General features: G+C 72.5%; 13 protein-coding genes. 5 read left to right on the top strand and 8 right to left on the bottom strand.

Features of this window, described 5'->3' with window-relative positions; all coding sequences use genetic code 11:
• Positions 1–147 precede the first annotated feature (147 nt).
• Together ABT354_RS24780 and ABT354_RS24775 are read left to right on the top strand one after the other, a co-directional pair.
• Positions 148–972 (top strand): NAD-dependent epimerase/dehydratase family protein, encoded by an 825-nt coding sequence (locus ABT354_RS24780; RefSeq protein WP_351497469.1) that lies wholly within the window; start codon positions 148–150, stop codon positions 970–972.
• Between the two features lie 135 nt (positions 973–1,107).
• The gene (locus tag ABT354_RS24775) at positions 1,108–2,352 is read left to right on the top strand and encodes a TerD family protein (RefSeq protein WP_351497634.1); all 1,245 of its coding nucleotides are present in this window, start codon (positions 1,108–1,110) and stop codon (positions 2,350–2,352) included.
• 82 nt (positions 2,353–2,434) lie between these two features.
• Here ABT354_RS24775 and ABT354_RS24770 read toward each other — a convergent pair whose 3' ends face one another.
• The 4 genes from ABT354_RS24770 to ABT354_RS24755 all read right to left on the bottom strand — a co-directional run bounded on the left by ABT354_RS24770 (position 2,435) and on the right by ABT354_RS24755 (position 8,160).
• Positions 2,435–3,994 (bottom strand): TROVE domain-containing protein, encoded by a 1,560-nt coding sequence (locus ABT354_RS24770; protein WP_351497467.1) that lies wholly within the window; start codon positions 3,992–3,994, stop codon positions 2,435–2,437.
• 580 nt (positions 3,995–4,574) lie between these two features.
• Positions 4,575–5,996, bottom strand: a complete 1,422-nt coding sequence (locus tag ABT354_RS24765; protein WP_351497465.1) for an alkaline phosphatase PhoX — start codon at positions 5,994–5,996, stop codon at positions 4,575–4,577.
• A 292-nt stretch (positions 5,997–6,288) separates the two neighbouring features.
• A complete protein-coding gene (locus ABT354_RS24760; protein WP_351497463.1) occupies positions 6,289–6,555 on the bottom strand; it encodes a hypothetical protein in 267 nt (88 codons plus the stop codon).
• 111 nt (positions 6,556–6,666) lie between these two features.
• Positions 6,667–8,160 carry a hypothetical protein gene (locus tag ABT354_RS24755; protein ID WP_351497461.1) on the bottom strand — a complete coding sequence of 498 codons (1,494 nt, stop codon included), beginning with the start codon at positions 8,158–8,160 and terminating at the stop codon, positions 6,667–6,669.
• A 335-nt stretch (positions 8,161–8,495) separates the two neighbouring features.
• Here ABT354_RS24755 and ABT354_RS24750 point away from each other — a divergent pair, with 335 nt between their 5' ends.
• Entirely contained in the window at positions 8,496–10,388 is a 1,893-nt protein-coding gene (locus ABT354_RS24750) for a DUF8508 domain-containing protein (RefSeq protein ID WP_351497459.1), read from the top strand.
• A 448-nt stretch (positions 10,389–10,836) separates the two neighbouring features.
• Here the strand turns inward: ABT354_RS24750 and ABT354_RS24745 are convergent, their stop codons facing one another.
• Complete coding sequence (locus ABT354_RS24745; protein WP_351497457.1) at positions 10,837–11,562, bottom strand: antibiotic biosynthesis monooxygenase; 726 nt, start codon at positions 11,560–11,562, stop codon at positions 10,837–10,839.
• Positions 11,563–11,738: 176 nt separating this feature from the next.
• Here ABT354_RS24745 and dapA point away from each other — a divergent pair, with 176 nt between their 5' ends.
• The gene (gene dapA, locus ABT354_RS24740; protein WP_351497454.1) at positions 11,739–12,620 is read left to right on the top strand and encodes a 4-hydroxy-tetrahydrodipicolinate synthase; all 882 of its coding nucleotides are present in this window, start codon (positions 11,739–11,741) and stop codon (positions 12,618–12,620) included.
• Positions 12,621–12,642: 22 nt separating this feature from the next.
• Here the strand turns inward: dapA and dapD are convergent, their stop codons facing one another.
• The 3 genes from dapD to ABT354_RS24725 form a co-directional block, all read right to left on the bottom strand.
• A complete protein-coding gene (gene dapD, locus ABT354_RS24735; protein WP_351497452.1) occupies positions 12,643–13,632 on the bottom strand; it encodes a 2,3,4,5-tetrahydropyridine-2,6-dicarboxylate N-succinyltransferase in 990 nt (329 codons plus the stop codon).
• A gap of 111 nt (positions 13,633–13,743) precedes the next feature.
• Complete coding sequence (locus ABT354_RS24730) at positions 13,744–14,280, bottom strand: TetR/AcrR family transcriptional regulator (RefSeq protein ID WP_351497450.1); 537 nt, start codon at positions 14,278–14,280, stop codon at positions 13,744–13,746.
• 31 nt (positions 14,281–14,311) lie between these two features.
• Positions 14,312–14,632 carry a DMT family transporter gene (locus ABT354_RS24725; RefSeq protein WP_351497447.1) on the bottom strand — a complete coding sequence of 107 codons (321 nt, stop codon included), beginning with the start codon at positions 14,630–14,632 and terminating at the stop codon, positions 14,312–14,314.
• A 213-nt stretch (positions 14,633–14,845) separates the two neighbouring features.
• Here ABT354_RS24725 and ABT354_RS24720 point away from each other — a divergent pair, with 213 nt between their 5' ends.
• Complete coding sequence (locus tag ABT354_RS24720; RefSeq protein WP_351497445.1) at positions 14,846–17,101, top strand: SEL1-like repeat protein; 2,256 nt, start codon at positions 14,846–14,848, stop codon at positions 17,099–17,101.
• Positions 17,102–17,123: the final 22 nt, after the last annotated feature.

The following is a 17,123-nucleotide window of genomic DNA, read 5'->3' as shown; positions in this document are numbered from 1 at the left end:
AACCACCGACTTCGAGGCGGAGTTGGTTACTCCGCGCCACACTTGACGGTGTCCGGGCCACTCCCTAGCGTGTCCATGCATGTGAATGCCGTCCAAGAGCCTGAGCAATTCCGTCCATGGACCTGAGCAATTCAAGGAGACTCATCCATGACAGCTCCCCGCACGGTTCTGCTCACCGGCGCGGCCGGCGGACTCGGCACTCTGATGCGGGAGCTGCTTCCCGCGTACGGCTGGACCCTGCGGCTCCTCGACGCCCGCCCGGTCGAGGGGGCACCGGAGGCGATCGTCGCCGACCTCGCCGACCGGGAGGCGCTGCGCGAGGCGGTCCGAGGCGTGGACGCGGTCCTCCATCTGGCGGCGATCTCCCTGGAGTCCTCCTTCGAGAGGATCCTGCGGGCGAACATCGAGGGGACCTTCCGGCTGTACGAGGCGGTGCGCGAGGAGGGGGTCCGGCGGGTCGTCTTCGCCTCCAGCAACCACGCGGTCGGCTACACCCCCCGGCCGCCCGGTGAGCCGCCCCTCGCCCCCGGGGAGCTGATCCCCGTCGACACCCCGCGCCGGCCGGACACCTTCTACGGGCTCTCCAAGTGCTTCGGCGAGGATCTGGCACAGCTCTACTGGGACCGGCACGGGGTGGAGACCGTCTCGATCCGGATCGGCTCGTGCTTCCGGGAGCCCCGTACGGTGCGGATGCTCTCGGTCTGGATGAGCCCCGGGGACGGCGCCCGGCTCTGCCACGCGGCGCTCACCGCCGAGGGGGTCGGCCACACCGTGGTGTACGGCTCGTCGGCCAACACCCGGCTCTGGTGGGACCTGGGGCCCGCACGGGCCCTCGGGTACGAGCCCCAGGACGACTCGGAGCGGTTCGCGGCGGCGCTCGTGGCGGAACAGGGGGAGCTGGACCCGGACAATCCGGACCACCGCTGCCTCGGGGGGCACTTTGTCACCCGTCCGCCGATCTGGCCGCACTGAGGACGGCGGGCGGGGCCCCTGGGGGCACCGGCCCTCCGGCGGGCGGGCCCGGAGGATCACCCGAACGGGGGATAGGGGAGCAAACGGTAAGGGAACGGTAAAGCCCCTTGGCTCGTTCTCCCGGGTATGACAGCCATGACCCCCGGATCGAACCTTCCCCTCCCGGCCGCGCGTGTGGCGGTGGATGTCGCCGCGCCGGTACGGCTCGACGTCTCGGGCCTGCTGCTGACGGACCAGGGCAAGGTGCGCTCCGACGACGACTTCATCTTCTACAACCAGCCCACCGGCCCCGGAGTGACCCACCGCCCCGGCGGCCAGGGCGCCCCGGACGCGATCGTGGTGGACACCTCGGCGATCCCGGCCGGGATCGAGAAGGTCGTCGTCACCGCCAGCCCCGACGCCGCCGGGCAGACCTTCCAGGGCATCGAGCCCACCGCCACCGTCCGGGACGCGGACAGCGGCGCCGTGCTCGCCGCCTTCACCCCGCCCCGGCTGGGCAGCGAGACCGCCCTGGTCGTGGTGGAGATCTACCGGCGCAATGGCGTGTGGAAGGTCCGCGCCGTCGGCCAGGGATACGCCAACGGCCTGGCGGGGATCGCCACCGACTTCGGGGTCTCGGTGGACGAGCCCGCGCCCGCCGCGCCCGCGCCCCAGGCGCCCCCGGCACCGCCCGCCGCTCCCCCGGCGGCCCCCTCCCGGGCCCGCGCCGGCTCGGCACCCACCGCACCCGCCGCACCTCCCGCGCCCCCCGCCCCGGCGCCGCAGGCCGCCCCGGCCGCCCCCGCAGCACCGGCCGCCCCCGGGAAGATCAACCTCGACAAGGGCCGGGTCAATCTCCGGAAGAACGAGACGGTGTCCCTGGTCAAGGGCGGCCGGCCGCTGCTCTCCCAGGTCCGGATGGGCCTCGGCTGGGAGCCCGCCTACCGGGGCAAGGACATCGACCTCGACGCCTCCGTGATCGCCTACGGCCCCAACCGCAACATGCTGGACGCCTGCTACTTCGGCCGGCTCTCCATCCTGGGCGGCGCGATCCAGCACTCCGGCGACAATCTCACCGGCGAGGGCGCGGGCGACGACGAGACGATCACCGTCGACCTCGGCCGTATCCCCGCCGAGGCCACCGGCCTGGTCTTCACGGTGAACTCCTTCACCGGGCAGAAGTTCACCGAGGTCGCCAAGGCGTACTGCCGGCTGATCGACGCCGGCTCCGGTGAGGAGCTGGTCCGTTTCGACCTCACCAGCGCCGAGTCCAAGACCGGCGTGATGATGGCCAAGCTGATCCGGCAGTTCTCGGGCGAGTGGGAGATGACCGCCATGGGCGACTTCGTCAAGGCCCGTACCGTCCGGGACATGGTGCGTCCTGCGGGCCAGGCGCTCTGAGAGGGCGCAAAGGTGTATGCGTCGCCCCGGGCCGCTGGGCCCGAGGCGGCGGGCCGGGGCATCCGGCGCCGGGGCGGAGGGCTCAGTTCCAGGGCCATTCGCCCCGCTCGGCGCGCTCCAGCAGGGGCACCATCCGGAAGGCGTCGTCGGTGAGCCCCTCGAAGCAGTGGGGGCCCGGCGACCGGGCCCCCGGGGGGCGCCGCGCCAGATGCCAGGAGTAGACCGGGGCCGCCCGCCGGCCGGAGGGGCCGGAGCCGCCGGGGTCCGCCGTGTCCGGCCCCGGCACCCCGGGCCACCAGGTGTCGCACGGCTCGCGCCCCGCCGGTTCATCGGTGACGACCAGGACCCGGTCATGGCCCCGATAGCGCTCGCGCAGCGCCTCGGCGGCATGGGTGCCGCCCATGCTGACAAAGCGCTCCAGCACCGCCAGGACCGAGTCCCCCGGCCGGAAGCGGACCACCGCGCTGGAGGAGCCGAACTGCACCAGGTCCGCCCGTTCGGCCCGCATGGCGACGGCGATCCCGAAGACCGAGGCGGCGTCCGCCTTGGTGAGCCGTCGCCCCTCCCCCAGCAGCGACCACATCGAGGCCGAGCGGTCCACCAGCACCAGGGTGCGGCCGGGCAGCCGGGGTACCAGGGCCAGCGCATGGCCCAGCGCCCGCTCCAGCGCCTCCGACCAGCGCAGCGAGGAGGTCTGCTGATGGGCGGCGAGATAGCGCAGCGGCAGCGCCCCCGCACGGGCCACCTCGGCGGGGTCGGCGATCCGCTCCGCGATCCGCCCGGCGGCCTCCTCCGCGATGCCCACCCGGTCGAAGGTGCCCAACTGCTCCACCAGGGCGAGCGGTTCCATCAGCGGGATCAGCACCTCCCACACGGACGCGTCGACCGTCCCCTGGAGCAGCCGGGTCACCTCCTCGGCGCCGATGCCGTCGGCGGCCAGCCGGGCGGCACCGCCGGGGGCGAGGACCGCCGCCCTGCGCTCGGCGACCGGCAGATCGAGGAGGGCCCGGTGGGCCGTCAGGGCACGGTCGGCGGGCGGCGGTTCGGCGGTGTCCGGGCGGTGCCGCCGGTCGACGGCGTACCGGAAGAGCGCGGGCTGCCAGGGTTTGGCCGGGTCGGGCACCGCGTGCACCAGGCTGAGGATGTCACCGAAGCGATAGCCGCTGGTGGCGTGGTCGTACTCCAGCAGCGCCCGGCCGTTCCACAGCCGGGCCACCGCGTCGGCCACCCCCCGCTTGACGGGTTTGGGGATGCTCCGCCCGTACCGTTCCATCCAGTAGGCGATCAGCGCGGCGGGGTCGTCGGCGCGCCGCAGTACCGAGCCGACCACCGCGCGGTTGGACGGCCCCTGGTCCCGGGCGGCGTCGATGCGTGCCCTGACGTACTCGGCCGCCGCCATCAGGGAGACCGTCCGCATCCGGTCCTGGGAGCGCAGCCAGCCGATCAGCCCGGCGGTCCACTCCGGGTCGGCGACGGACAGCTCCCGTAACCCCACGATCAGAGGTGTGCCGGTGCCGGCCGCCGTCAGCGCCTCCGGATTCACGAAGTGCCCGACGATCAGGCGGAACAGCGCGGTACGAGGATCGGGCCCGGAGCCGGGCACGCGTTGCGGCCCGTCGTCGGGACCGTTGGAATGTGCCATAGGGATTCCCCCGGGACTCACGGGGGAAGCACAGCGCCACGGCGCACCGGGCGCCCTGACGGTGAGCCTCCCGAGATCAAAGTGACGGCGGCGGTTTCTTTGCAGGAAGGGGCCGCGGCCTGCGCACCGGGAGGTCCGCCCATTGTAAGGGCCGGGCCACGGAGAACAAGCCCACGGAACCCGTGGAAAGCGTTTGTCGGCCGATCCACGACGGTGGCGGCCGGATCGCGGTGTTCGGGGTTCACCACTGCCCGGGGTGTCCGCCCTTGCCCCCGGCGGTCCCGGACAGCCATCACTGTAGGAGGTGTCCCGGTCCCTTACCGGCGGTTCGGGAATCGCGACCGGCCCGTGGGGCGGGTGCGTCGCCGTCACCCGGGAGACCGCGGGCACGGGCGGCCGGGTGGGGCTGGAGGGAGCAGGCCGGGGGGCAGGCCGCCGGGGGCAGGTGGTCCCGCCGGAGAGGACACGGCGGAGGACGGACCGGTGACCCGCTGACGGCCCGGCCCCGGCCGCGACGACCGGGGCCGGTACGCCCGTACCCCCGGCCGTCAGGAGGTACGGGCGTACAACGCCGCGAGGGTCAGTGGCGGTGCGGCTGACGCCGCCACGGGCCGGTGATGGCGAACATGATCCCCGGGTTCTGGCAGTGCGCGAAGAGCGTCTTCCCGTCCGGCGAGAAGCAGACCCCGGCGAACTCGCTGTACTCGGGCGCCTCCTCGGAGCCGTTGTTCAGCTGGCTGCGGGCGATCGGATAGGTGGCACCCCGGTCGGTCGCGCCGAAGAGGTGCTGGGCCCCGTCGCCGTCCTCGGCGATGACCAGCCCGCCGTACGGGGAGACGGTGATGTTGTCCGGGCCGTCGAAGCCCTCGGCGACCCCGAGGAGCACCTTGAGGGTGACGGTCCGCCGCTTGGGGTCGTAGAACCACACCTGGCCGTTGTGGGCTCCGCCGGGGCTGTCCGCACGGGCGTACGAGGAGACGAAGTACGCGCCGCCGTCGCCCCACCACATCCCTTCGAGCTTGCGGCCCCGGGTGATCCCCGTCTCCCCGAACTGCTTCCGGACCGGGGTGGTACGGGCGTCACGGTCGGGGACGTCGACCCAGTCCACCCCGTAGACGGTGCCGATCCGGGTGGCCCGCGACAGATCGTCGACGAAGCGCCCGCCGGAGTCGAAACAGCGGGGTGCCTGGAACTCCCCGGCGTCGTCCGCGAGGTTGCGCAGCGCGCCCCGGCCGTGGCGGAAGCCGCGCGGCGGGACCCAGCGGTAGAGCAGGCCGTGGGGGTCGCGCGCATCCTCGGTCAGATAGGCGTGGCCCCGGGACGGGTCGATGACGACGGCCTCGTGCGGGAAGCGCCCCAGCGCCTTGATGGGCCGGGGGTCGCGCAGCGCCCGGCGGTCGTAGGGGTCGACCTCGAAGACATAGCCGTGGTCCTTGGTCATCCCGTTCTGACCGGCCAGCTCCTCGGTCTCCTCGCAGGTCAGCCAGGTACCCCAAGGGGTGCTGCCGCCCGCGCAGTTGGTGGAGGTCCCGGTGATGCCGACCCACTGGGCGACCCGGCCGTCACGCCGGGACTCCACGACGGTACAGCCGCCGGCCGCCGCCGGGTCGTACACCCGGCCCTCGGCCAGCGGTACGGGGTGGTCCCAGAGGTCCCGGTGGCCGCGCAGCTCGTGGTTGACGACGAGCAGGGTCACCCCCCGGGCACCGGGGAAGGCGGCGGTGCCGTCATGGGCGGAAGGCGTGAACTCACCGCTCTCCAGACGGGTCACCCCGGCGTGGGTGAGTACCCGGTAGGAGAACCCCTCGGGCAGGGCGAGCAGCCCCTCGGGGTCCGGTATCAACGGTCCGTACCCCAGCCGTGCCGCCGCGTTCTCCTCCCGGTCCGCCGGCTCATCGGCAGCCAGCGCCCCGGGTGCTGTGGCCAGCGCTCCGACGGCGCCGGTGAGGGCGAAGCCGGTGAGCGCCGATTGTCGGCTGAATTCTCTGCGGGTGAGCGGCATAGGGTGTCTCCTGGGTCGGGGGTGGACCTGGGGTTCCTGTGACTGTGCAGGGGTTGCCCACGCGCCTGGTGGGAACGCGAGCAAACGATTCCTCCCTCGTACGAACCTCGTTTGAACACCCAACGACACGGGGGGCTGGAAATCGGCCACTCACTTGGCCGGACTTTTACGCTCCTTCCGGGGACGGGCCTCCGGACATGTGACACGTGCCACTGCCCGGGTCACTCCCCGGTGTCGCCCTCCGATGTCGCCCTCCGATGTCGCCCTCCGATGTCGCCCCCCGGTGTCGTCGTCACCCCCAGGAGATCAGTCCACCGGGTTCGGGGTGAAAGGGGTACGGGAGATGCGACGGGTACGGGAGACGCGCGGAATCGCCCCGGCTCAGGCTCCTCTCCCGGCGCTCGGTGAACAACCGGTGCGTCGTGCGCATGCGCTCCAGCAAGGGGGTCGATCCGCGCGGGTGGAAGACGACCGGCTCACCCGAGACGACGCCGCTGCCGTACGCGTCGAGGAACGCCATGAAGTCGCCGGGCAGAGCGGAGCCGATGTGCTGCTCCAAGGCTGGTCAGCGGGGGTTTACCCGGCCAACGCAGCCGCGCCGGACCCAGGGGTCGAGGGGCTCGGGGCACCGTGCTCCGAGCCCCTCGACCCCTCGGTCCCGCCTCTCCGCTCAGGCTTCCCGCGAGCGCGCCTTGAACGCCGCCTTACGGGCCGCCTTCGCGGCGGACTTGTCCGGGTGGAGGCGCCCCATCGCCTCCAGGACCTCCGCCGTGGACGGGTGGTCCACCCGCCAGGCCGCGTCGAAGAAGCCACCGTGCTGTCCGGTGAGCCCCGCGATCAGCCCCCGCAGCTCCTCCGACTCCCCGTCCGCGTCGAGCTGCGCCGCGATCGTGTCGATGGAGAGCCAGAAGACCATGGACTCCGGCGGCGCGGGCACCTCCGCCGCGCCGCGCTCCGCGAGCCAGACCCGGGCGAGGCCGCCCAGCTCCAGGTCGTCGAGGACCGCGCGGACCTCGGGCTCCGCCTGGTCGCCGACGAGGGCGAGCGCCTGCTGACAGCGGAGGCGCCGCAGCGGACCGCCCCGGTCCGCGCCCCGCGCCGCCGCCAGCAGCTCGCGCGCCGCCGCCACCGGCTCCCGGCGGACGAGCCACTGCTCGGTCTCCGCGCGGGCCGCCCGCTCCGGATAGTGGGCGAGACCGTCCAGCAGCGCGTCCGCGCCCTTGTCCGCCAGCTCGCCCACGGCGGGGGCGTCGACCCCCGCCTCCAGCATCCGCGCACGGACCCCGTACAGCCCGAGCGGTGTCAGCCGGACCAGCCCGTAACGGGAGACGTCCTCGTCCACGAGGGGCGGGGACTCGCCGTCGTCCTCGGCCATCAGGGCCTCGTCCACCGGCTGGTACTCGACCAGACCGATCGGCTCCAGCAGCCGGAACTGGTCGTCCAGCCGCATCATCGCGTCGGAGACCTGCTCCAGCACATCGTTGGTGGGCTCGCCCATGTCATCGGGGACGATCATCGACGCCGCGAGCGCGGGCAGCGGCACCGGCTGGTCCCCGGCGCCCTTGTCCGAGACGGTCAGGAGATAGAGATTGCCGAGGACCCCGTCGAGGAACTCCGCCTCGGCGTCCGGGTCCCACTCCAGCCGGCTGAAGTCGATCTCGCCGTCCTCGCCGATGATGTCGGCCGGGTCGTCCAGGAGGGGCGCGATGGCATCGGCGTGCACCGCGTCCAGCGCCTCCAGCCAGATGGCGAGGACATCCCGGGGGCCGCCCCCGGTGAGCAGCGGGAGATTCTCCCCCGGACCCGCCGTCCCCGGAGCCTCCTCGGCCTCGGCATCGGCATCGGCATCGACGTCGGCGTCCGCTTCGGTATCGGCGTCGCCCTCCGGGTCGGTGAAGGCGATCAGCCCCGCGTCCACCGCGAGCCGCCATGCCTCGCTCGCGAACGCCCGGCCGTCCGCGTCGGGCTCCAGACCCAGCTCCTCGGCCGCGGCGGGCAGCAGTTCCTCCGCCAGTTCGCCGCCCGCGCCGACCCGGGTGTGCGGTCCGGCCCAGCGGGCGAGCCGTACGGCCCGGGTGAGCGACGGGGCGGCGAGCGCGTCCCGTGCCAGCTCCGCGTCCGGGCGCAGCAGCACGGGCGGCAGGGTGGGACCGTCTTGGGGCATCGGGCTGTGTCTCCTCGGCGTACGGGTCGTCGTACGGGATGTACGTACGGGCGGGCGCGCAGGTTCCGGCAGGGTCCCGGGCGCGCTCCAGCGTAGACGTATTTCACCGGGTTTCGCCGACCGGCCCGCCCCCTCCGCACACCTCTGCGAGCACCCCGGTGACCGCCTGCCGCCCCCCTCCGCCGCCCGGCCCGCGCCGCACGCTTCCCCGCTCCCCGGATCCGCCCTTGACAAGTACGGCGGACAGCCCCGAGATTGACGCGCGTAGAGCTGTGGTGATGCCTCATCAGCGCCGCGCCTGCCACCCTCAGCCGCCTCGATCCGGGAGATCGTCCATGCCGTCCTCGTCCGCCGCCCCGAGAGCCGCCGCCCCGCGCCGGGCCGTCCCGCGCACCGCCGTGCTCTCCGCCGCCGTCGCCACCGCGCTCGCCGCCGGGCTGCTCGCCGGGTCCTCCGCCGCCGCGACCCCGGCCGGGCCCGCCGCCGACCAGGTCAGGATCCATGACATCCAGGGGGCCACCCGGATATCGCCGCTGGCCGGGCAGGCCGTCACCGATGTCCCCGGCATCGTGACGGGTGTACGCGGCTATGGCTCGGCCCGGGGCTTCTGGTTCCAGGAGCCGTCCGCCGACGCCGACCCCGCCACCAGCGAGGGTGTCTTCGTCTTCACCGGTTCGGCCACTCCCGCCGTCCGCGCCGGTGACGAGGTGAAGGTGTCCGGCACGGTCACCGAGTACATCCCCGGCGGGGCCTCCTCCGGGAACCAGTCGCTGACCCAGATCACCCGCCCGACGGTCACCGTGGTCTCCTCCGGGAACGCGCTGCCCGCGCCGGTGACCCTCTCCGCCCGCTCGGTGCCCTCCCGGTACGCACCCGAGGGCGACCCCGCCGCCGGCGGCAGCGTCAACGCCCTGCCGCTGCGTCCCCGCGTCTACGCGCTGGACCTCTACGAGGCGCTGGAGGGGAGCCAGGTCCGGATCGGCACCTCGCGGATCGTGGGGGCCAGCGACCCGTACTCCGAGCTGTGGGTGACGGTGAAGCCGCACGAGAACCGCACCCTTCGCGGCGGCGCGCTCTATGGCTCGTACACCTCGCAGAACACCGGCCGGCTCAAGATCCAGTCGCTGATCCCGCTCGCCGAGCGGCCCTTCCCGAAGGCGAATGTCGGCGATGTGCTCACGGGGACGACCGAGGGTCCGCTGGACTTCAACCAGTTCGGCGGTTACACGCTGGCCGCGCGCTCCCTGGGCGCCGTCGAGGACCGGGGGCTGACCCGGGAGCAGGCCCGCCCGCAGCGCTCCGGCGAGCTGGCGGTGGCCACGTACAACGTGGAGAACCTGGACCCGGCGGACCCGCAGGAGAAGTTCGACTCCCTGGCCCGTGCCGTGGTGGAGAACCTCGCCTCGCCCGACATCGTCGCCCTGGAGGAGATCCAGGACAACAACGGCCGGAAGAACGACGGCACGGTCGCGGCCGATGAGACGGTCCGGAAGTTCACGGAGGCGATCGTCGCGGCGGGCGGCCCGTCCTACGACTGGCGCTCCATCACTCCGGAGAACAACAAGGACGGCGGCGAGCCCGGCGGCAACATCCGCCAGGTGTTCCTCTTCAACCCGGAGCGGGTGTCCTTCACCGACCGGGCGGGCGGCGACGCGACCACCCCGGCCGAGGTGACGGCCGGGGCGCACGGCCGGGGCGCCGCGCTGACCCTCTCGCCGGGCCGGATCGACCCGGCGAACACCGCGTGGGCGGACAGCCGCAAGCCGCTCGCGGGCGAGTTCACCTTCCGGGGGCGCTCGGTCTTCGTGATCGCCAACCACTTCGGCTCCAAGGGCGGCGACGAGGCCCTGACCTCGCACCGCCAGCCGCCGAACCGTTCCTCCGAGGTCAAGCGGCTCCAGCAGGCGCAGTCGGTCAACGCCTTCGTGAAGAAGATCCTCAAGGTGGACCGCCGGGCGGATGTCCTGGTCGTCGGGGACATCAACGACTTCGAGTTCTCCGCGACCACCGGCGCGCTCACGGAGGGCGGGGCGCTGTACCCGGCGGTGAAGTCGCTTCCCCGGAAGGACCGTTACTCCTATGTCTTCCAGGGCAACAGCCAGGTGCTGGACCAGATTCTGACGAGCCCGTCGATCCGCGACTTCAGCTACGACAGCGTCCACATCAACGCGGAGTTCTCCGAGCAGAACAGCGACCACGACCCCCAGCTGCTCCGCTTCCGCCCGTAGGGTCCGCGCCTTGCCCCCGCCCCCGTCGCGGCCCGCCTCGCGTCGGGGGCGGTTCCTCGTGCCACGAGGGCGGGGGGTGCAGGGTCGCCCCCGCAGGGGACCGGCGTAGGACCCCCTCACGCTGGACTCGGGCCCCGGTTCGCCGGCCCCGAGGAGGTGAGCCCGGAGGCCCCCGCCCCCGCACATGCGAGACACCTCGCCCCAAGCCCCCTAGGTAAGGGCTGCCCGCACAAAACCAGCCTGTCCGGCGCTTGAGGACGGACCTCAGCCCCGGGCCACCTCGGGGTGAACGGTCGCGTAAATCAAGCCCGTCCGGCGATTGAGGACGGACCTTGGCCCCGAGTCGGCTCGGGGGAACGTCGGGGGCCAGCCCCCGAACCCCTGCTCCTCAATCGCCGGAGGGGCTGGGATTAAGGCACACGTCGGGGCCAGCCCCGAACCCCGCGCCTCAAACGCCGGAGGCGCTCGGCACCAGGGCGATGCCCGGGGCGTACCGCCGGACCCGGGACGTCGTCACCCCCGGGAAGCCATGCACCCGGGCCCACTCCGGCGTGGGCCCGCCGACACCCGCCCCCGGCCCCGCGAGCGCCCGCTCGTGCTCCACCGCGGAGGTCCACTCCGCGTAGTTGAGCACCCGGTCCCCCTCCACCCCGAGGTGGAACCAGCCACCGATGCCCCCGGCCCGAGGGCCCTCCACGGGCCCGTCCGCGGCCAACGCGGTATGGACCGCGTCCACCCACTCCCGCTGCCGCTCCCGGTCCGGCCCGTCGAACTCCACCTCCACGATGACCACCGAGCCGGGGTCCCGTTCGTCGGCCCCGCCCCGGTACAGCTCGTAGAAGTCCAGCCGGACGCGCTCGATCCCGGGCACGGCCGCGTCGATCTCGGCGTTCCGGTCGTCGCGGAAGGTGCGGACGAAGTGGTCGTACGCCTCCCGGTCGGGCCACTGGGAGTAGTGCAGCAGGGTCCGGCCGTCGTCGCCGGGGTGCACGGTGTACGAGAGCGGTCCCCCCTCGGGCCAGGGCCGGGCGAGCCAGGCCCGTTCGATGGCGGCGAGGGCCGCCCGCTGGCGTTCGGGGGTGCCCACGTCCCAGGTGGAGATCCCCACGAGACCGACGCCGGGACGGCGGAGGTCGGGACGGGCCTGCGGCAGGACGGTCGTGGATACGGACATGACGGGCTCCTTCCGTCACACGCCCCGGTGGCGCGCGGTGGATCACCATCGTGAAAGGTCAAGCGCGCTTGAGGTCAACCACCGTTCCGAAGGCCGGGATCCTTCAGCTGCGCTACACCGTCGACCGAAGAGGATCTAAGTGGACCTGAACGATCCGGCGCCCGCAGACTGCCGTCATGACCTCCACACCGCCCTTCGGCAGGGCGCTCTGCGCGATGATCACCCCGTTCACCGGCGACGGGGCGCGGCTGGACCTGGACGCGGCCGCGGCGCTCGCGGTGCGGCTCGTCTCCGGCGGGTGTGACGGTCTGGTGCTGAACGGGACCACCGGGGAGTCCCCGACCACCTCGGACGCCGAGAAGACCACGCTGGTCAGGGCGGTACGGGAGGCGGTGGGCGACGGGGTCCCGCTGATCGCGGGCGTCGGGACGGCCGACACCCGGCACACCGTGGAGCTGGCCCGGGCCGCCGAGGGCGCGGGCGCCGACGGCTTGCTCGTGGTGACCCCGTACTACAGCAGACCGCCCCAGGCCGCGGTGGCGGCACACTTCCGCCGGGTGGCGGACGCGGTGGGCGTTCCGGTGATGCTGTACGACATCCCGGGCCGTACCGGCACCCGGATCGAGCGGGAGACGATGCTGGGCCTCGCGGACCATCCCGGGATCGTGGCGGTGAAGGACTGCACCGGCGATCTGCTGACCGCCGCCGAGGTGATCGCGGGGACCTCGCTGGCGTACTACTCGGGCAATGAGGAGCTGAATCTTCCGCTGTACGCGGTGGGCGGCACCGGCTATGTGAGCACGGTGGCGAATGTGGCCCCGGCGCCGCTGCGGGCGGTGCTGGACGCCTTCGACCGGGGGGACACCGCCGGGGCGGCCCGGCTGAACGCCCGGCTGATGCCCCTGGCACGGGCGCTGATGGCGGCGGGGCTGCCGGGCACGGTCACGGTGAAGGCGCTGCTGGACGCGGGCCCGGTACGGGAACCGCTGCTGCCCGCCGGCCGGGAGACGGCCGACGGGCTGCGGGAGGCACTGGCGGCGCTGGACGCCACCGGGTAGCACCCCCGGTGCGGCGCGTGCGTCAGTTGTGGCTGTGGAGCACGTCGTTGAGTCCGCCCCAGACCGCGTTGTTGGGGCGCGCCTCGACCGCTCCGGTCACCGAGTTGCGGCGGAAGAGGATGTTGTTCGCGCCGGAGAGCTCCCGCGCCTTGACGATCTCCCCGTCGGGCAGGGTGATCCGGGTCCCGGCGGTGACATAGAGACCCGCCTCGACCACGCACTCGTCACCGAGGGCGATCCCGACGCCGGCCTCGGCGCCGACGAGGCAGCGCTCGCCGATGGAGATGACGACATTGCCGCCGCCGGAGAGGGTGCCCATGGTGGAGGCGCCGCCGCCGATGTCGGAGCCGTTGCCGACGACGACCCCGGCGGAGATCCGGCCCTCGACCATGGAGGTCCCGAGGGTGCCCGCGTTGAAGTTGACGAAGCCCTCGTGCATCACGGTGGTGCCCTCGGAGAGGTGGGCACCGAGGCGGACCCGGTCGGCGTCGGCGATCCGTACCCCCTTGGGGGCGACGTAGTCCGTCATCCGGGGGAACTTGTCGATGCTGGTGACCTGGAGGTGCAGCCCCTCGGCGCGGGCGTTGAGCCGCACCTTCTCGATGTCGTCCACGGCGACCGGGCCGAGCGAGGTCCAGGCGACATTGGCGAGCAGCCCGAAGAGGCCGTCCAGGCTCTGGCCGTGCGGCTTGACCAGCCGGTGGGAGAGCAGGTGGAGCCGGAGGTACGCGTCGTGCGCGTCGAGCGGCTTCTCGTCCAGCGAGGAGATGACGGTCCGCACCGCGACCACCTCGACACCCCGGCGGGCGTCGGGCCCGACCGCCGCCGACGCGCCCTCGCCCAGGAGTTCGGCGGCCTGTTCGGCGCTCAGCCGCTCGGTGCCGGAGGGACCGGCTTCGGCGACCAGTTCCGGCGCGGGGAACCAGGTGTCGAGCACGGTGCCGTCGGCGGCGAGAGTGGCGAGACCGGCGGCGACGGCGCCGGTGGTACGGGGGACGGTGGTATCGGTCATGAGGAAAACCTAACCTCCCCTCCGGCCGGGGAGCGAACCGGTCCCATGCTCTGGTCGCCTGGGGCCTGTCTTCCAGATCCAGCCTGATCCGGAAGACAGGCCCATGCTCGCTCAGCGCAGAATCCGGGCCAGGACCTCCCGGGCGAACCCCTCGTCATAGGGGGTGTCGGTGAGCAGCGCCTGGAGACAGATGCCGTCCATCGCGGCGACGAGGGCCCGTGCGGTGGCCGGGTCGGTATGCCGGGCGAGCGCGGCGACGACCTGCTCGGTCCACTCGGCGGCGACGGGCCGCAGCGCGGGGCGGCGCAGGGCAGCGAGATACAGCTCGTACTCCAGCTCCACCCGGGTGCGCTCGCCCGCCAGCCAGCGGCCCATCACCCCGGCCAGCTCCGCCGCGAGATCACCGCCGGGCCCGGCGAGCGCGGAGCGCTCCCGGACGGCTTCCCCGAAGGTCTCGTCGGCCTGCCGGAGCGCGGCGACGAGCAGTTCGTCCAGCGAGGCGAAGTGGTACGTGGTGGAGCCGAGCGGAACGTCCGCCTCGGCGGCGGCGGTGCGGTGGCTGAGCCCGGCGATCCCGTCCCGCGCCACCACCCGCAGCGCGGCCGCCACGATCCGCTGCCGCCGATCGGGGTCGTAACGGCGCCCCATCAGCCCCTCCCGCCCGGCCCGACCCGGGCCATCAGTGCGCCCCGCCCAGATTGAGCAGGACGACCCCGCCGATCACCAGCACCACCCCCGCGATCTTGACCGCGCTGGTGCTCTCCCCCAGGAAGACCATCCCGATCGCGGCGACGACCGCCGTACCGACCCCGGCCCAGATCGCGTACGCGGTCCCGACCTCCAGGGTCTTCAGGGTCTGCGCGAGCAGCGAGAAGGCGATGAGATACCCGGCCACGGTGAACACCGAGGGCCACAGCCGGGTGAATCCCTCGCTGTACTTCATGGCCGTCGTCCCGGCCACCTCCGCCGCTATCGCCGCGGCGAGCAGTCCATATCCCATGCGTACGAGTGTACGCATTGATATGTACTATCGTACACAAAGAAACCAAAGGCGTTCGGAGCACGGATGCGGCCCTTGTCCCGTTGCCGCGCCCCGCCACCGGTCGCTGTCAGAGGCTCCATTCAGGATGGACCCATGAACCCACTTCCGCGTCCGGCCAGCGCGAGAGCAGAGCTGGCCCGAGGCCTACGAGCAGCGATGGCCCAAGGAACGGTGACACTCACCCAGGGCCGGGTCGCCAAAGCGAGCGAGGCCCACGCCCGACTGCCGAAGGTGAGCACCTCGGCCATCAGCGCCTGGACCAAGGGGGAGAGACTCCCAGGCTCCTATGCCGCTCTGAACGCCTTTCTGACCGCTGTCGAGAAGGCCGCCGCACTGCCGAGAGGCAGACTGGACGACGAGCGCAGCAACCTCAGACGCCTTCTCGAAGCAGCACGAGGAGAGAAGCCGACTGAGCCTCCCGCAGAAGTAACCACGCTTCGAGTCCGGGATGCCGACCCGCTTGAGCTGATGGTCCACCGCGCCCGCACCACCGAGGGCGGAAACGCGGTCCCGGCCTATATCGATCGGGACGTGGACGACGGTCTCCGCCGGGCACTCTCCCGCGTGGGCCAGGACGGCGGAGTGCTGCTGCTGGTCGGGGACTCGACCGCCGGGAAGACCCGCTGCGCTTACGAGGCGATGAGCACGGTCCTGCCGGACCATCTACTGTTCGTTCCCGCCGACGCCGGCGACCTCTCCGATACCGTCGACGCGCTCACTCGCGCCGCCTCACAGGGTGAGGACTGTCTGCTGTGGCTCGACGACGCGGAGCGTTTCCTCACGGGTCCGACCGCCCTGGGCCTTCCGGACCTCCGGCGACTGCGCGCCGCCCGCGCGGTCGTACTGGGGACGATGCGGGCCCGCATCCGCCGCGACCTCCCGGCGTGCGAGCTGACCCGACTCGCCGAGGAATTCCAGGTGAGCAGGTTGTGGTCGCCCGGGGAGATCGAAAGGACGCACAGGGAGTGGCGGACGAACCGCGACGGGCGGTTGCGTCTGGCGCTCCGGCAGGCCGACGACTTCGGCATCGCCGAGTCGCTCGCCGCAGGCCCGGAGCTGTGGCACATGCTGCGCGGCGCCTCGGTCGTCGGCGGCAACCCCCGGGGCGCCGCACTGGTGAGTGCGGCGATCGATCTGGCGCTGGCCGGCTGGGCGACCCCGGTCGCCCTCGAAGTCCTGGAAGAACTCCACGAGGACTATCTGCCCGGCACGAACAAGCAGCTCATCGGACCCGAGCCCCTGACCGACGCGCTGACATGGGCCACCGAGCCCCGCCTGGGTGCTACGCGACTGTTGATCCCCGACGGTACGGGGTTCCGCGCGTTCGACTACCTCGTGGACGCCTATCTGCGGGATCGGCAGCCCTCCCCCGAACTCCTCCCGAAGAGGATCTGGGACACGGCCCTCCGGCACGGAGACGACCAGCAGCGGTTCAGCATCGCCGTCGCGGCCCACGCCAATGACCGCGTGGACATCGCGGTGCGGTCGCTCGGCCCGCTCGCGGAAGCGGGGGATGTGGAGGCACTCCGCGCACTGGGAGTGATCTGCCAGCGAAGGGATCTGGACGAGGCGGCACAGTGGCTCCGACTCGCCACGGACACAGGAGACTCCCTGGCGATGCGGCTCATGGGAAATCTGCGCCTGCGCAGGAGCGATCACCAAGGGGCGCAGGACTGGTACCGGCGAGCAGCCCGAGCAGGCGATGAGGTGTGCCAGGCCTACGGCGTCCCGGCGGTTACGAAGGCCACACCGGACACCCGAGTGGCGACGCCGACCGCCCCCGTCCCGGACTCCGCCGAGCAGGGCGGGACAGCCGTGAAGGAGTCCAAGGACGGGGAGGAAGAGGAGTGGTACGACGAGGACAAAGCCTGGGAACCCGCGCCCCGCACCATGCGGGTGCTCCAGGCCGCCTTCTCGATACTCGCCGACGAGGCGTACGACGCGGCGGTCGAGGCCGGGGACACCCGGGTGAACCTGCGCGACAACTACGTCCCCGTCCTCAGTGAGCTGCCCGTGGTGACCTGGGGGCAGGACCGTCAATGGCGCCGCCGCATGGCCCGCTGCTTCGACGATCTGGCTGACGACATCGAGAAGGGCAACTGGCCGGAGCCCACGTGCACAGGGGAGGAGATGGCGATGCACCTCGTCATGCCCCGCGCGGCAGATCTCGTGTCGGACGACCCGGAGTTGGTCGCCGAGTGGACCAAAGGACTGCCCGAGACCTCGGAGGACTACGACTTCGACATCTGCTACGACTTCCTGCAGGACACCGATGTGCTGTTCCTCTTCGAACCCTGGTCGCAGGGGATCGAGAACCCCGACAACCCCACTCATCAAATCCTCGGCATAGCCGGCCTGGAGGCCGATGAATGGTTCGAACCCTTCGGGCCGGAATCACGTGACCCCGCACGCGGCTTCCGCCGCTGACCCGCATCCCGCCGGGAATTCC

Origin of the sequence: Streptomyces sp. NPDC000594 (genome assembly GCF_040299965.1) — a bacterium.
Classification (GTDB): domain Bacteria; phylum Actinomycetota; class Actinomycetes; order Streptomycetales; family Streptomycetaceae; genus Streptomyces.
The sequence above is the reverse complement of the archived record's forward strand: the minus strand, read 5'-3'. Positions and strand labels throughout refer to the sequence as shown.

Excerpts from the sequence above, each read along its gene's own strand:
- ABT354_RS24780 (WP_351497469.1), top strand. The coding sequence starts at position 148 with ATGACAGCTCCCCGCACGGTTCTGCTCACCGGCGCGGCCGGCGGACTC.
- ABT354_RS24755 (WP_351497461.1), bottom strand. The coding sequence starts at position 8,160 with ATGCCCCAAGACGGTCCCACCCTGCCGCCCGTGCTGCTGCGCCCGGAC.
- dapD (WP_351497452.1), bottom strand. The coding sequence starts at position 13,632 with ATGACCGATACCACCGTCCCCCGTACCACCGGCGCCGTCGCCGCCGGT.
- ABT354_RS24730 (WP_351497450.1), bottom strand. The coding sequence starts at position 14,280 with ATGGGGCGCCGTTACGACCCCGATCGGCGGCAGCGGATCGTGGCGGCC.
- ABT354_RS24725 (WP_351497447.1), bottom strand. The coding sequence starts at position 14,632 with ATGGGATATGGACTGCTCGCCGCGGCGATAGCGGCGGAGGTGGCCGGG.
- ABT354_RS24750 (WP_351497459.1), top strand. The coding sequence starts at position 8,496 with ATGCCGTCCTCGTCCGCCGCCCCGAGAGCCGCCGCCCCGCGCCGGGCC.
- ABT354_RS24765 (WP_351497465.1), bottom strand. The coding sequence starts at position 5,996 with ATGCCGCTCACCCGCAGAGAATTCAGCCGACAATCGGCGCTCACCGGC.
- dapA (WP_351497454.1), top strand. The coding sequence starts at position 11,739 with ATGACCTCCACACCGCCCTTCGGCAGGGCGCTCTGCGCGATGATCACC.
- ABT354_RS24745 (WP_351497457.1), bottom strand. The coding sequence starts at position 11,562 with ATGTCCGTATCCACGACCGTCCTGCCGCAGGCCCGTCCCGACCTCCGC.
- ABT354_RS24775 (WP_351497634.1), top strand. The coding sequence starts at position 1,108 with ATGACCCCCGGATCGAACCTTCCCCTCCCGGCCGCGCGTGTGGCGGTG.
- ABT354_RS24770 (WP_351497467.1), bottom strand. The coding sequence starts at position 3,994 with ATGGCACATTCCAACGGTCCCGACGACGGGCCGCAACGCGTGCCCGGC.